The organism is Bacillus sp. FSL R5-0439, assembly GCF_038008805.1.
Lineage (GTDB): Bacteria > Bacillota > Bacilli > Bacillales > Bacillaceae > Bacillus > Bacillus safensis.
In genome coordinates this window covers 2,042,431-2,057,411 of record NZ_JBBOZW010000001.1, presented here as the reverse complement: position 1 = coordinate 2,057,411, position 14,981 = coordinate 2,042,431, and the positions used below count along the sequence as shown (strand labels likewise).

Here is a 14,981-nt window from a genome sequence, read left to right as displayed (position 1 = left end):
TCATATAAAAAAAGGGTAAATCATGGTACGATAATGAAGGATAATGTAGGGAAAGAGGTCTGGTTATGATCGCAATCATCTCAGCAGGTTTAGCTCCCGGCATCGCACTTTTAAGTTATTTTTATTTGAAAGATCAGTACGACAATGAGCCGGTTCATATGGTCATCAGATCTTTTATGCTAGGTGTCATACTTGTGTTTCCAACCATGTTTATTCAATATGTCCTTCAAGAGGAAAATATCGCAACAAACCCTATCTTGATTTCATTTGTGACGTCGGGCTTTTTAGAGGAATCATTAAAATGGTTTATTTTAATGGTCAGCGTTTATGCGCATGCTCAGTTTGACGAACATTATGACGGGATTGTGTATGGAACGAGTGTCTCACTTGGTTTTGCAACACTTGAAAATATTCTTTACTTAGTCGGTCATGGGGTCGAATATGCGTTTACCCGTGCTTTATTACCTGTATCAAGTCACGCATTATTTGGTGTTGTGATGGGATTTTATATCGGAAAAGCCCGCTTCTCTGATAAAAAAGAACAGCGCAAATGGCTGATCCTTTCTTTAACGCTCCCTGTGCTGTTTCACGGCCTGTATGATTTCATTCTATTAGGGATGAAAAACTGGGGATATATCATGGTGCCGTTCATGATTTTTTTATGGTGGTTTGGTTTAAGGAAAGCAAAAAAAGCCCGTGCGGTAAAAATGGTGCAAATTTAATTTTTGAAAACGTCCTATTTGTTGATAGGGCGTTTTTTGTCTTTTCCATCCAATTCTCTCCTGTGTTGAATGTATAAAAATAGGGATCGGAAGAAACATATATTCAAACATCAAAAGTACAGGAGGATCAAATATGGATAAAGCTCGTTTCATAAAACAAATCGTTCTTATCTTCTCAATCGTTCTTCTTGCGTCTTCTCTTTTGACAGAGAGTAAAAGTGAAGCCTTCACCAGCCAAGTCATCCAGCGGGGCGCAACAGGAGAAGATGTAGTCGAACTGCAAGCGCGTCTCCAATACAATGGTTTTTACAATGGCAAAATTGATGGCGTCTATGGCTGGGGGACGTACTGGGCCGTTCGTAACTTTCAAAGCCAATTTGGCATCAAGAAGGTCGATGGACTTGTAGGCGAGAAAACAAAAAGCTTATTAGTTCAAAAGACGAAATACTACAAAGAATTTGTTCAAAAGCAGCTGCAGCAAGGGAACCAGTTTACCCATTATGGCGGAAAGCCTCTTGATCAGCAAACAAAGGCTCCGAAAAGAAGCTCGCAAAAAAAGACAGCTCAAGGTACAAAAGAAAATCAAAAAAGTCAAAGTGGATCATCTGCGAAGTCTGGCAATCAGTCAGGCAGCCAGCAGGGAAATCAAACACCGAAACAAACAGCAGCCAACATGCCTGGTGGTTTTTCTAGTAATGACATTCAGCTCTTGTCGCAAGCTGTTTACAGTGAAGCAAGAGGTGAGCCATATGAAGGACAGGTGGCCATCGCGGCCGTCATCTTAAACCGTTTGAACAATCCGACCTTTCCAAATACGATCGCAGGAGTTATTTTTGAACCGCTTGCGTTTACCGCTGTAGCAGATGGGCAATTTTATATGACGCCAGATGAAACGGCAAAAAAGGCTGTGTTTGATGCAATCAATGGCTGGGACCCATCTGAGAGCGCCATTTATTACTTTAATCCTGATACAGCAACAAGTCCATGGATTTGGGGAAGACCACAAATTAAACGAATCGGGAAACATATATTCTGCGAATAAAAAGAGGTGTAAATAAATGATCAGAGGAATATTGATTGCTATTTTAGGAATTGCTGTCATCTCAACAGGTTACTGGGGCTATAAAGAACATCAAGAAAAAGACGCCGTGCTGCTTCATGCTGAGAACAACTACCAAAGAGCCTTCCACGATTTAACGTATCAGGTGGATCAGCTGCATGACAAACTGGGCGCAACACTTGCGATGAACAGCCAAACATCCATCTCACCAGCACTTGCAGATGTATGGAGAATGTCATCAGAAGCGCATAACAATGTCAGCCAGCTCCCGCTCACATTGATGCCTTTTAATAAAACGGAAGAATTTCTGGCGAATGTCGGAGACTTTAGCTACAAATCATCAGTCAAAACTTTATCAGACGAACCATTAAATAAAGATACACACAAAACCATTACAGCCCTTTATAATCAAGCATCAGATATCCAAAACGAACTTAGACAAGTGCAGCACCTCGTCCTTAATAAAAACTTAAAATGGATGGATGTTGAAATGGCGCTGGCTGACGGCGATCGAAAGAACGACAACACCATCATTGACGGGCTGAAAACAGTCGAGAGAAATGCAGATGCGTTTGCAGATGTCGATCTTGGGCCTACAAATGTGTCGACAGAAAAAGAAACACAAGGCTACAATCATCTAAAAGGCGATAAGATTTCAAAAAAAGAAGCGATCCGCATTGCACAGCAATTCACACCTGACCATAATCAACATTTTAAAGTGAGAAAAAGCGGCAGCAAAACCAATCGTGACGTGTATAGCTTATCGATGTCTGATCCAGACAGCCATGCTAACTTTTACTTAGACTTAACTGAAAAAGGAGGGCACCCAGTCTACCTTCTTCAGAATCGTGACGTGAAAAAACAAAAAATCAGTTTGAATGCTGCATCAGAAAAAGCACTCAGCTTTTTAAAGAAGCACGGATTTGACACAGAATTGTTCCATTTAGATGAAAGTGCACAATTTGATAATATCGGTGTATTTACCTATGTGCCTCTTCAAAAAAATGTATTGCTTTATCCAGATAGTATACGCATGAAAGTCGCATTGGATGATGGCGAGGTTGTTGGGTTTTCAGCGAAGGACTACTTAACGAATCATAAAACTCGAGACATCAAAGCACCGAAAATCTCTCAAAAAGAAGCGCAGAAAACATTGAATCAGCATGTAAAGATCGAAGATACTCATTTGGCGATTGTGCAAAATGATATGTCAGAGGAAGTTCTGTGCTATGAGTTCCTCGGAACGATAAAAAACGATACGTACCGCATGTTCATTAATGCAGATACTGGAAAAGAAGAACGGGTAGATAAACTGAAAAACGCAGAACCTATATATAAAGACCTATAGAAAAGGAAGCGAGGAAAAGGCTAATAAGTCTTTTCCTTTTGTTTTAGACATGGTTTAATATAGGAGAGGATACGATTTCACAGATGAAAAGAGTGATGAGGAATGTTACAAATAGGGGATGCAATCACAATTGAATATGTCAATGAGAACAAAGAAGTGAAAACAGCAAAATCGAAGGTTTTGGAAAATAATAACGATGATATTTGCATTAATTATCCAGCAGATAAAGAAACGGGCCGCACCATCTACTTAAATCAGCAAACAGAAATCACCGTCTTCTTTTTTGACGAAAATCAAATTCCATACAAATGTACAAGCGAAGTCATTGGAAAAAGAAAAGAAGATATTCCGATGATTGTTATTTCCATTCCGCCAAAAGAAAAAATGATCCGGCTTCAGCGAAGAGAATATTTGAGAGTGGATACGATGATCAAAGCCACCATCATGCAAACGGACGAAGAGCCCTTTGACACGTTTATTGTGAATATAAGTGCTGGCGGCGTGGCGATTGCTGTTCCTGAGGGCGTGTCATTGAAAGATTATGGAGAAGTGGCCACAGAGTTTGAACTTCCCTTAAAAGAGCCCGTGAAAATTAAAGCGGTTGCAGAGATGAATCGAGTATATCAAGATGAACAGTCTGGCAAAACAAGAGCGATCATGGAGTTTTCAGAGATCACAAATGACCACCAACAGCACATTATGAAATACTGCTTCCAGCAGCAGCTTTTAACACGTGTGAAAAAAGCATAAGAATAAAGGGTGTAAAAAGCTTCCATACTAGAGAGGAAAGAATCTAGCGTGGAGGCTTTTTGTATGAAGACAATGGAAAGATGGTTATTGAAAGTGGTGTTCATTCAGCTTATTTTATTGCTAACTGTTCAGATCACACTTCATTTGACGAAAGGAGAACTTTTTTTGTCAAAAGTCGTGCAGTATGAGGGTGTGAATAACATGAGTATTGAAGAATGGATTGAGACGTTTAAGCAGAAGGATTGATAGAAAATTCCCCCGTTTGAGCGGTGATCGTGTTACAATTCATAAGGGAGATTCAATCAAGGAGAGGTATTATGAAAAAGAAATTATCTATTGCAATTGATGGTCCTGCAGCAGCAGGCAAAAGCACTGTGGCAAAAATAGTCGCAGCCAAAAAATCATATATTTATATTGATACAGGTGCCATGTACCGCGCGATTACACTTGCGGCACTTAATCAAGGTGTAGACCTTGAAGACGAACAGGCACTTGATTCATTACTGAAAAAAACAGTCATTGAACTAGTAACAACAGGCGAGGGTCAAAAAGTCCATCTAAACAATAAGGATGTCACAGAGGATATTCGCACAGACCGCGTAAGCAACCAAGTATCGGTTGTTGCAAAGCACAGAGCTGTTCGGGAAGAAATGGTCCGCAGGCAGCAAGAGCTTGGCAAACGAGGCGGTGTCGTTATGGATGGAAGAGACATAGGCACTCACGTACTTCCGGATGCCGAAGTGAAAATTTTCTTGCTTGCATCAGTAGAAGAAAGAGCAAAACGCCGCTTTGAAGAGAATCAGAAAAAAGGCTACGATGTCAATTACGATCAGCTGATTGAAGAGATTACAAGACGTGACAAGCTTGATTCTGAGCGCGAAGTTTCACCTTTAAAGAAAGCGGACGACGCCATTGAAATTGACACAACCTCCCTTTCTATACAAGAGGTGGCAGGGAAAATTTTAGATGCAGCAGACCGCGTAGAGAAACAGTAAGAAATTTTAGAAAACTTTAATAAGTTAGAGGTTTATCTCTTGACAAACAAGGTCTTTTATTAGAAGTTTATACTAATACTATTTTTATTGATCATTCAAGCAATTATATTGATTTGAATGTTTCTATAATACATATTCGGCTGGCATTCATCATGCTTAAGACACATATTCGCCCAGTCGTTTTAACTAAGCTGTGTAGGTTTGGACCAAGGAGGTTATCGAAATGACAGAGGAAATGAATCAAATCGATGTTCAGGTACCAGAGGTTGGAGATGTAGTGAAAGGGATTGTTTCTAAAGTTGAGGACAAGCATGTCAATGTAGATATCGTCAATGTGAAACAACCTGGTATCATCCCAATCAGTGAATTATCAAGTCTTCACGTTGAAAAAGCATCAGATGTCGTGAAAGATGGCGACGAGTTAGAGCTTAAAGTAACAAAGGTCGAAGACGATGCTTTGATTTTATCTAAACGTGCTGTTGATGCAGACCGCGCTTGGGAAGACCTAGAGAAAAAGTTTGAAACAAAAGAAGTATTTGAAGCTGAAGTAAAAGACGTTGTAAAAGGTGGTCTTGTCGTTGACATTGGTGTGCGTGGATTTATTCCTGCATCTCTAGTAGAAGCACACTATGTAGAAGACTTCACAGATTACAAAGGGAAAACACTCTCACTTGTCGTGGTAGAACTTGACCGCGAAAAAAATCGCGTGATTCTCTCGCACCGTGCAGTGGTTGAGCAAGAGCAGTTAGACAAAAAGCAAGACTTCCTGCAAAAGCTTGAAGTAGGCAGTGTGATTGATGGTAAAGTGCAGAGACTTACTGATTTTGGTGCATTTGTTGACATTGGCGGCATTGATGGATTAGTTCACATTTCTCAACTATCCCATGCGCATGTTGAAAAGCCATCTGACGTAGTAGAAGAAGGACAGGAAGTCCAGGTCAAAGTACTTGCTGTTGATCGTGATAACGAACGTATCTCACTTTCTATTAAAGAAACATTACCAGGACCTTGGAGCCAAATTGGTGAAAAGGTAAAACAAGGTGATGTGCTTGAAGGAACTGTTCAACGTCTTGTGAGCTTTGGTGCATTTGTTGAAATTCTGCCAGGTGTAGAAGGGCTTGTGCATATTTCCCAAATCTCTCATAAACATATCGGCACGCCGCAAGAAGTCCTTGAAGAAGGGCAGACTGTCAAAGTGAAAGTGCTTGATGTGAATGAAGACGAAGAGCGCATCTCACTAAGCATTCGTGATTTAGAAGAAAATCCTGAAAAACAAATCGAAGAGGATTATCGTCAATATCAGGCGAAAGAAGAAAACACAAGCGGATTCCAGCTTGGTGACCTGATCGGCGATAAACTCAATAAACTAAAATAATTTGGTGATCAAAATTGACGCGAGCAGAAAGAAAGAAACAGCATATTGAGCATGCGTTGTCCACTGGCCAGCATGCAGCAACAGGTTTAGAAGATGTTTCCTTCGTTCACGCCAGTTTACCAGATCTTGCAACATCACAAATTGATACACATACGACAATTGGCGGACTGACTTTCGGTTCGCCAATTTTTATCAATGCAATGACTGGCGGGGGCGGAGAATCTACCTATGAGATCAACCGCTCTTTATCGATCGCAGCGAAGGAGACCAATATCCCAGTAGCAGTTGGATCACAAATGGCTGCACTGAAAGATAAAGAAGAAAGACGAACATATGAAATCGTTCGTAAAGTCAATCCGGATGGAATTGTATTTGCGAATTTAGGCAGTGAAGCAACGATTAAGCATGCTCAAGAAGCAGTCAGCATGCTCGAGGCAAATATGCTCCAGATTCACCTGAATGTCATCCAAGAGATTGTCATGCCTGAAGGGGATCGCGATTTCAGGGGGGCGCTTGAGCGGATTGCAGCTATCGCTCAATCTGTTGGTGTGCCTGTTGTCGTGAAGGAAGTCGGATTTGGCATGAGCAAGGAGACGGCAAGAAAGTTATTCCATGCTGGGGTTGCAGCCGTTGATGTAGGCGGATTTGGTGGGACGAACTTTTCTAAGATTGAAAATCTCCGCCGCCAAAAAGCCCTTCGTTATTTTGATCAATGGGGGATTCCAACTGCAGCGAGTCTTGCTGAAGTACATACAGCCTTTCAGAATCAAACGATTTTAGCCTCCGGAGGTATCAAAGATGCTCTTGATGTAACCAAATCATTAGCTCTTGGCGCATCTGCTGCTGGTCTTGCTGGATTTTTCTTAAAATCATTGACCAGTGGAGGAGAAAGCGGCCTCATCGCAGATATCATGGATCTTCAAGAAGATATCAAGATGATGATGACAGTGCTTGGTGTGAAGACGATTGAAGAACTGAGACAAGCTCCAGTTGTGATCTCAGGGGAAACAAGTCATTGGCTCAAAGAAAGAGGCGTTGACACAACGTACTATAGTAAGAGAGGCATGTGATATCACATGCCTTTTTTTATTGATTTCTTTTTCGAGCGCTTTCTGGACCTTCTAATGCTGTTGCACCTTTATGATGAATGGATTGATCACGGTCAGATTCTACTCTTTTTGACGCCTTTAAACGCTTTTCCTGTCTATCTTTTCCCATCACTCATCCCTCCTCAATCATTAGGGTGTCACCTCTCGTTTATTTCATACAGAGCCGGTAACGATCCGCATGTTTAAAAATTGGAGATTTTCCCATAATGTAATTGAGGTGATGAGGCGTTGGAGGCTTTGTACTATTATTGGTCTATATGGTTCGTTTGGATTATGGTGACATTTATCATGGAAAAAAGTTTGTGGCGCAGCGTGCTAGGTATCTGTGTACTTGTCCATATTATATCCAGTCATTTCATGATATCCGTTTTAGATATGAGCATGAATGCGGGATTCTTGATGACTCTTTTATATGCATGTGCCGCTTTCGTCATATTCAGGCCTGGTTATCGATTCATGAGGATCATGCAATTGGGCTCAATGGTGAGCGCGTATGCCTTTTTTATGATGTTTGCATTATATGACCCTGTTTGGTTCACGATAATAAAGGTGGATTGGGTCGTATTTGCCTTGCTGATCTTAATGTGTATGACATATGGACAGCCGTTAACGGAAAGAATCACCCTATGGATGATGTCAGTATGTCTCGGCGAAGCCCTTTATGCGCTGACGATTCACCGCCTCACATCATCAATTGTCATAGGGGATCTCTCTTTTCTTTCCTTCGTTGTGCAAGGAGCGGTCTTCCTATTAGGTGTCGATCAGCTTGAAAAGCTCTTCAACGCCCGTTCATCAAGAAAATCAGTAAAAGGGGCTGCAAAATCAACATGACAGACTATACGTTTCCTGTGATTATTGGTGTCATCTTTGGGATGGCGGCCAGACTTTACATGTTAAGAACCGATTACCGGCAATACCCTACGTATATTCATGGACAAGTGATTCACATTGCGCTTGGTTTTATTGCATCAGGATTAGGTGCGATCATTATGCCTGCACTGATTCAGGAGGAATTTACGGCGATTACCTTTCTCACTTTGGCAGCCACGCAATTTCGCGATGTCAGAAATATGGAAAGAAATACGTTAACCCAAATGGATTCGTACGAGCTTGTCTCACGAGGCAGTACATATATAGAAGGCATTGCCATTGCCTTTGAAAGTCGAAATTATATTGCGATTCTCACTGCACTTATTACAACGACAGCCTGTATTTTCTTCTCGCTTGTTGTTGGAACAGTGGTCGGTATTCTTTGTTTTTTCATGGCAAAGCTATTAATGTCAGGCAGTCAATTAAAGGATATCGTCAATATTCAAAAAGGGGAACTTCGCTTTGATGGGGCAGGGCTTTATGTGAATGATATATACATTATGAATATCGGGCTGCCTGAAAAGCAAAAGCTCATTTTAGAGCATGGGATGGGCTTTATTTTGACGCCGAAAAATTTCAACTCTGCTACAACGATTGCCAACCTTGGACAGCGGCAAGCCATTTTATTTGATTTATCGAACGTGCTTGGCGTGTATCGCGATTCTGGGGAACCATCGCTCTGTCCGCTCGCAAAACGTGATCTGAATAACGGCACACTTGGCGTGTTCATTTTACCGCAATGGTATCGTGAAGATTTGGCTGTCCGTGTATTAGAAGAGGTGCCTATTTTAGAAAATGCCATTCGAATGCCGACAGATTTCATTAAAAAGAAAGTGAGGTAATAGGGCATGGCGAACACCATTGAACAATTTATATTGGCTGTGGCGACAACAAATAAAGAGCGGGTCATTGGCGGAACAGCCGTTTTTTTCTGTGAAAATAAAGAAGAACTCGACATGTATGCCATGAATTTAGAGGCCATTTTAGATGGAATTGCACACGGCATTGGAGAAGATCTCTACTTGATTGTCAAACATTTTTAAGTTATTCATTGTGGTCTGATTAAAAATTGATATAATATATAAGTTGAACCCTTCATGTTTGAAGGGTTTATTTCATAAAACTGAATGAAAATTATAAATCCCGGTTGAAACATGATGATGAACATATTGAATCGCGGCTGGATTGAAAGGAAGGGTACTATGGGTAAACCTGTCGTAGCCATTGTTGGAAGGCCCAACGTTGGAAAATCTACAATTTTTAATCGAATCGCAGGCGAAAGAATATCGATTGTAGAAGACACACCTGGTGTAACAAGAGATCGAATCTATAGCTCTGCGGAATGGTTAAATTATGACTTTAATTTAATAGATACTGGTGGAATTGATATTGGAGATGAGCCATTCTTGGCGCAAATTCGCCATCAGGCAGAAATCGCAATGGACGAAGCGGATGTCATTATCTTTATGGTGAATGGCCGAGATGGCGTGACATCTGCGGATGAAGAAGTTGCAAAAATTTTATATCGCACGAAAAAGCCAGTCGTACTTGCTGTCAATAAACTGGACAACCCTGAAATGAGAAGCGACGTGTATGACTTTTATGCGCTCGGATTTGGCGAGCCGTTTCCGATTTCTGGAACACATGGGTTAGGTCTTGGTGATCTGCTTGATGCAGTTGCAGAACATTTTAAGAATTTACCGGATACGCAATATGATGAAGAAGTTGTTCAGTTCTGCTTAATTGGCCGCCCGAATGTAGGGAAATCTTCTTTAGTGAATGCCATGCTGGGAGAAGACCGCGTCATTGTCAGCAACATCGCTGGTACAACAAGAGATGCTGTCGATACGATGTTTACGTACAATCAGCGTGACTTTGTCATTGTTGATACAGCAGGTATGAGGAAAAAAGGGAAAGTATATGAAACAACAGAGAAATACAGTGTGCTTCGTGCATTAAAAGCCATTGATCGCTCTGATGTTGTCGCTGTTGTACTTGACGGCGAGGAAGGCATTATTGAGCAGGATAAACGAATTGCGGGCTATGCGCACGAAGCTGGTAAAGCTGTAGTCATCATTGTGAACAAATGGGATGCTGTTGAAAAAGATGAGCGTACGATGAAGGAATTTGAGCAAAACATCCGTGAGCATTTTCAATTCCTTGATTATGCACCTGTCTTGTTTATGTCTGCTCTTACGAAAAAGAGAATTCATACATTAATGCCGTCGATTATCACAGCGAGCGAAAACCATGCAATGCGCGTTCAAACCAATATTTTAAATGATATCATCATGGATGCGGTGGCGATGAATCCAACGCCGACCCATAACGGACAGCGCCTCAAAATTTACTATGCAACACAGGTGGCCATTAAGCCTCCGTCCTTCGTTGTGTTTGTAAACGATCCAGAGCTTATGCACTTTTCTTATGAGCGTTTCCTAGAAAACCGCATTCGAGATGCATTTGGTTTTGAAGGAACACCAATTAAAATATTTGCGAGAGCGAGAAAATAAAAAGGGTGAGCAGGATGAAGAAAATTTCCGTACTTGGAGCAGGCAGCTGGGGAACAGCTCTTGCGCTTGTATTAGCTGATAATCATCATGATGTACACATGTGGGGACATAGACAAGAGCTCATTGATCAAATCAATGAGAAACATGAAAATCATGATTACTTGCCAAATGTCGAACTGCCAGCGTCTATTCAGGCGACAACTGATATGAAGCAGGCTTTAGAGGGAACAGAGGCGATTATTGTCGCTGTGCCAACAAAGGCCATTCGTGAGGTATTGAAGCAGGCAAATGAGCTGATTTCATCAAAGGTGCCGTTTGTCCATGTGAGTAAGGGAATCGAACCAGATACACTTCTTAGAATTTCTCAAATGATTGAACAAGAAGTCCCATCTGAGAAAAGAGAAGCTGTCGTTGTCCTATCAGGGCCAAGTCATGCAGAAGAAGTAGGTCTGCGTCATCCGACAACTGTTACTGTCTCATCAGAAAATGTTGAAGCAGCTCAATTTGTTCAAGATTTGTTCATGAACAATCATTTTAGAGTGTACACCAACCCTGATGTGATTGGGGTAGAGATTGGCGGCGCATTGAAAAATATCATTGCTCTTGCGGCTGGTATCACAGACGGACTTGGATATGGTGACAATGCAAAAGCGGCGCTTATCACTAGAGGACTTGCTGAAATCGCACGTCTTGGCACAAAAATGGGAGGGAATCCCCTTACATTTGCCGGATTAACAGGTGTTGGCGATTTGATTGTGACATGTACAAGTGTTCATTCACGTAACTGGCGCTGCGGGAATTTACTCGGTAAAGGATATAAGCTCGAAGAAGTGCTTGAAAAAATGGGGATGGTTGTCGAAGGCGTCCGCACAACAAAAGGCGCTTATCAGCTTTCTAAAGAATACAAGGTCAGCATGCCGATTACAGAGGCTCTTTACGGCGTCCTGTTTGAAGGGAAAAAGGTTGACGATGCTGTAGAATCTTTAATGGCACGTGTGAAAACACATGAGATGGAAGACCTTGTGAACATGTTTGAAAACCAAACAAAATAAATGGAAAGACTGAACTTAGGCATGTAGAGGATGCAAGAAGGGGAAGACTTGCATAACATAGCAATGAAGTTTGAATAGAGCTTTGCCTCTACAGAATGAGGAAAATAGTCGATCCAATGACTGAAGCAGAGTCCCCCTCTTTGCTTCAGTTTTTTTATGCGCTTTTTCTGAATGATTGGAAAAATGATTGATATTTACCTTATTTTTGGTTTAGAATGAAATATAAACGCTTACAATTCGTTCGTTTTGAAGGGGGACAGGCACGATGAGTTTTGCTTTAATCAAGATGTGGTTTGCGCTTGGTTCAATGGGGCTCATGTTTTTAGCCGTAGTAACCATTTATTTCAGCAGGTTTAAGCTGAAAAGCAAATTTCTTAAAATAACGGCCTCAACCGTCGCATACAGCTTGATGCTGATATCAGGTATCATTGTGTTTTTAGTTGTCTTTAGCGGGCCGGTCAATGAATAAAGAAAAAGGAAGAATGTGATGATCAGAGCAAAAGTCAGTGTCACGCTGTTAGCACTTATGTTATTAACAGGATGTCTGTATCCAGAGAATCGCAAAGCTGAAAACCGGGTGCCATACGAAGAGCAGCTGCAAAGTGTCCAGACAGCGATTGAGGAATTTCAAAAAGCAACAAATGGTCTTCTGCCTATAGAAACGAAAGAAGCAGACACGCCGGTTTATCAGAAATATGTCATCGACTTTAAGCGCTTGTCACCAAGATATTTACACGACGTACCGTCTACATCTTATGAAGGCGGGGGCGAATATATTTATGTCCTCACAGACGTCGAAAAGAAACCAACTGTGAAACTGCTTGATGTCAAAATGACGCAGACCATCAATGAATTACGTCTTAGGATCAAGATGTATCAAGATGAACATACATATCCGCCATACGGCAAAGTCGTATCAGCCAATTTATATACGTTAAATGAAAAAAAATTAGGATTAAAATCGCCGCCTGCGGTCATGAGTCCTGTGACAGGGAATTCCCTCCCATTACTAATTTCATCAAACGGTGACATCTATGTGGACTACCGCAGTGATTTTGCTCATATTTTGAAGAATTCGAAGCAAAAGCTGAAACCAGGTGAAAACATTCAAGATGTATATTGGCAGGAAACCCCGTTTGTACCCGCGTTTTCTGTCCCATATACCATCAACAAAAAAGGTGAGCCTTCCTTTTTAGAAAAAAAGACGTCATAAACAAGAATGAACCTTTTTCCTCTGCATATAAATGAGGAGAAAGGTTTTTTTATGGCTAAACATACTCTCAAAACAAAAAGGTGTCATATTCAAATAGGACAACGTCATACACATATATTGTCCAGACACCTTTCAAGCACAGTTTGATTGAAGAATAGAGTATTTAATTTGAAAACGAGGATAGCAAGTCCGGGAGGGGATCACTTGGAAAAAGTCGATATTTTCAAGGATATCGCTGAACGAACAGGAGGCGATATATATTTAGGAGTCGTTGGCGCTGTTCGTACAGGGAAATCTACGTTTATTAAAAAGTTTATGGAGCTCGTGGTGCTCCCGAATATCAATAATGAGGCAGATCGTGCAAGAGCACAGGATGAATTGCCGCAAAGCGCAGCAGGAAAAACCATTATGACCACAGAGCCAAAATTTGTACCGAATCAAGCAGCATCTATTCATGTGAGTGACGGTCTTGATGTCAACATCAGGCTTGTCGATTGTGTGGGATACACTGTCCCTGGTGCGCGCGGGTATGAAGATGAAAATGGCCCAAGAATGATCAATACGCCGTGGTATGAAGAGCCAATCCCGTTTCATGAAGCAGCGGAAATTGGTACACGCAAGGTCATTCAAGAGCATTCAACAATAGGTGTAGTGATTACAACAGATGGGTCCATTGGAGAAATCCCAAGACATGATTATATTGAATCTGAAGAACGAGTGATTGATGAACTCAAAGAGGTTGGAAAGCCATTTATTATGGTCATCAACTCAGTGAGGCCATATCATCCTGAAACAGAAGCGCTCCGGCAGGAACTTAGCCAAAAGTATGATATTCCAGTACTCGCCATGAGCGTAGAAAGTATGAGAGAGCAAGATGTACTCAGTGTACTTCGTGAAGCATTATATGAATTCCCAGTTCTAGAGGTGAATGTGAACCTGCCAAGCTGGGTGATGGTGCTGAAAGAAGATCACTGGCTGAGAGAGAGTTATCAGGATTCAGTGAAGGAAACCGTAAAGGATATTAAAAGATTAAGAGATGTCGACCGTGTCGTTGGTCAATTCAGTGAATTTGATTTTATTGAAAGAGCGGGGTTAGCAGGAATTGAAATGGGTCAGGGGATTGCGGAGATTGACCTGTATGCGCCAGATGATCTATATGATCATATTTTAAAAGAAGTCGTTGGTGTAGAAATTAGAGGTAAAGACCATCTACTAGAGCTCATGCAAGATTTTGCTCATGCTAAGACAGAATATGATCAAGTATCAGACGCATTAAAAATGGTGAAGCAGACTGGTTATGGGATTGCAGCGCCAGCGTTGTCAGATATGAGTTTAGATGAGCCAGAAATTATTAGGCAGGGATCAAGATTCGGCGTGAGATTAAAAGCGGTAGCGCCATCTATTCACATGATCAAAGTAGATGTAGAGAGCGAATTTGCACCGATTATCGGAACAGAAAAACAAAGTGAAGAGCTCGTCCGCTACTTAATGCAAGACTTTGAAGATGATCCGCTTTCGATCTGGAATTCAGATATATTTGGCCGCTCCCTCAGCTCCCTTGTCAGAGAAGGCATTCAAGCAAAGCTGTCTCTCATGCCGGAAAACGCAAGATATAAGCTGAAGGAAACACTTGAAAGAATCATCAACGAAGGATCAGGCGGTTTGATTGCGATTATTTTATAGCAAGTGAGACCTCTCATTGATAGGGGTCTTTTTTTGCGTATTGAATGAGTCATAAAAAGACAATTGTATAAAGATTAGTCAGATTCAGGTTGAAATTAGGAATATTCGTTCGCAAAAGTGCCCTTAATCCTTGACGAATAAGGATTCTTCCCTTTAAAATGCTTGATATGGTATTTCATATGTGTTAATCTACTTACAGAAAATCTTCACTTTGTTGGACAAACATTCCTTCAAAGAGATGTTTTCTAATGAAAAGCCATGTATAACGCTTTCTAGGACGCTCTTTTTTTC

Annotated in this window: 17 protein-coding genes; 16 read left to right on the top strand and 1 reads right to left on the bottom strand. The window is 41.2% G+C overall.

The window, feature by feature from the left end; genetic code table 11:
- Positions 1–65 precede the first annotated feature (65 nt).
- The 8 genes from prsW to fni all read left to right on the top strand — a co-directional run bounded on the left by prsW (position 66) and on the right by fni (position 7,320).
- A complete protein-coding gene (prsW, locus tag NST59_RS10410) occupies positions 66–722 on the top strand; it encodes a glutamic-type intramembrane protease PrsW (protein WP_024422824.1) in 657 nt (218 codons plus the stop codon).
- Positions 723–855: 133 nt separating this feature from the next.
- Entirely contained in the window at positions 856–1,764 is a 909-nt protein-coding gene (sleB, locus tag NST59_RS10405) for a spore cortex-lytic enzyme (protein ID WP_039179596.1), read from the top strand.
- Between the two features lie 16 nt (positions 1,765–1,780).
- Positions 1,781–3,130, top strand: coding sequence for a germination protein YpeB (gene ypeB, locus NST59_RS10400; protein WP_144490285.1), 1,350 nt, complete (start codon positions 1,781–1,783; stop codon positions 3,128–3,130).
- Positions 3,131–3,232: 102 nt separating this feature from the next.
- Entirely contained in the window at positions 3,233–3,880 is a 648-nt protein-coding gene (locus NST59_RS10395; RefSeq protein ID WP_058837963.1) for a flagellar brake protein, read from the top strand.
- A 63-nt stretch (positions 3,881–3,943) separates the two neighbouring features.
- The gene (locus tag NST59_RS10390; RefSeq protein WP_099663365.1) at positions 3,944–4,126 is read left to right on the top strand and encodes a YpfB family protein; all 183 of its coding nucleotides are present in this window, start codon (positions 3,944–3,946) and stop codon (positions 4,124–4,126) included.
- Between the two features lie 71 nt (positions 4,127–4,197).
- Positions 4,198–4,875, top strand: coding sequence for a (d)CMP kinase (cmk, locus tag NST59_RS10385; RefSeq protein ID WP_144490284.1), 678 nt, complete (start codon positions 4,198–4,200; stop codon positions 4,873–4,875).
- Positions 4,876–5,098: 223 nt separating this feature from the next.
- On the top strand, positions 5,099–6,250 hold the full coding sequence (gene rpsA, locus NST59_RS10380; RefSeq protein WP_041085926.1) for a 30S ribosomal protein S1: 1,152 nt from the start codon (positions 5,099–5,101) through the stop codon (positions 6,248–6,250).
- A gap of 14 nt (positions 6,251–6,264) precedes the next feature.
- A complete protein-coding gene (gene fni, locus NST59_RS10375) occupies positions 6,265–7,320 on the top strand; it encodes a type 2 isopentenyl-diphosphate Delta-isomerase (RefSeq protein ID WP_144490283.1) in 1,056 nt (351 codons plus the stop codon).
- A gap of 16 nt (positions 7,321–7,336) precedes the next feature.
- Here the strand turns inward: fni and NST59_RS10370 are convergent, their stop codons facing one another.
- Positions 7,337–7,468: a YpzI family protein gene (locus NST59_RS10370; RefSeq protein WP_064497540.1), complete on the bottom strand. Its 132-nt coding sequence runs from the start codon at positions 7,466–7,468 to the stop codon at positions 7,337–7,339.
- 119 nt (positions 7,469–7,587) lie between these two features.
- Here NST59_RS10370 and NST59_RS10365 point away from each other — a divergent pair, with 119 nt between their 5' ends.
- The 8 genes from NST59_RS10365 (at position 7,588) to spoIVA (ending at position 14,690) form a co-directional block, all read left to right on the top strand.
- Complete coding sequence (locus NST59_RS10365) at positions 7,588–8,190, top strand: YphA family membrane protein (RefSeq protein WP_421727355.1); 603 nt, start codon at positions 7,588–7,590, stop codon at positions 8,188–8,190.
- On the top strand, positions 8,187–9,071 hold the full coding sequence (locus tag NST59_RS10360) for a YIEGIA family protein (RefSeq protein ID WP_039179575.1): 885 nt from the start codon (positions 8,187–8,189) through the stop codon (positions 9,069–9,071). The genes NST59_RS10365 and NST59_RS10360 overlap by 4 nt, the downstream gene beginning before the upstream one ends.
- A 6-nt stretch (positions 9,072–9,077) precedes the next feature.
- A complete protein-coding gene (locus NST59_RS10355; RefSeq protein ID WP_008344527.1) occupies positions 9,078–9,272 on the top strand; it encodes a capping complex subunit for YIEGIA in 195 nt (64 codons plus the stop codon).
- A 159-nt stretch (positions 9,273–9,431) separates the two neighbouring features.
- The gene (gene der / locus NST59_RS10350) at positions 9,432–10,742 is read left to right on the top strand and encodes a ribosome biogenesis GTPase Der (RefSeq protein ID WP_041085918.1); all 1,311 of its coding nucleotides are present in this window, start codon (positions 9,432–9,434) and stop codon (positions 10,740–10,742) included.
- A 14-nt stretch (positions 10,743–10,756) separates the two neighbouring features.
- Positions 10,757–11,794, top strand: coding sequence for an NAD(P)H-dependent glycerol-3-phosphate dehydrogenase (locus NST59_RS10345; protein ID WP_144490282.1), 1,038 nt, complete (start codon positions 10,757–10,759; stop codon positions 11,792–11,794).
- A gap of 265 nt (positions 11,795–12,059) precedes the next feature.
- A complete protein-coding gene (locus tag NST59_RS10340) occupies positions 12,060–12,263 on the top strand; it encodes a DUF2768 domain-containing protein (protein ID WP_034280421.1) in 204 nt (67 codons plus the stop codon).
- A gap of 18 nt (positions 12,264–12,281) precedes the next feature.
- Positions 12,282–13,007: a hypothetical protein gene (locus NST59_RS10335; protein WP_144490281.1), complete on the top strand. Its 726-nt coding sequence runs from the start codon at positions 12,282–12,284 to the stop codon at positions 13,005–13,007.
- Between the two features lie 204 nt (positions 13,008–13,211).
- On the top strand, positions 13,212–14,690 hold the full coding sequence (gene spoIVA / locus NST59_RS10330) for a stage IV sporulation protein A (RefSeq protein ID WP_008344534.1): 1,479 nt from the start codon (positions 13,212–13,214) through the stop codon (positions 14,688–14,690).
- The last annotated feature ends 291 nt before the right edge of the window (positions 14,691–14,981 follow it).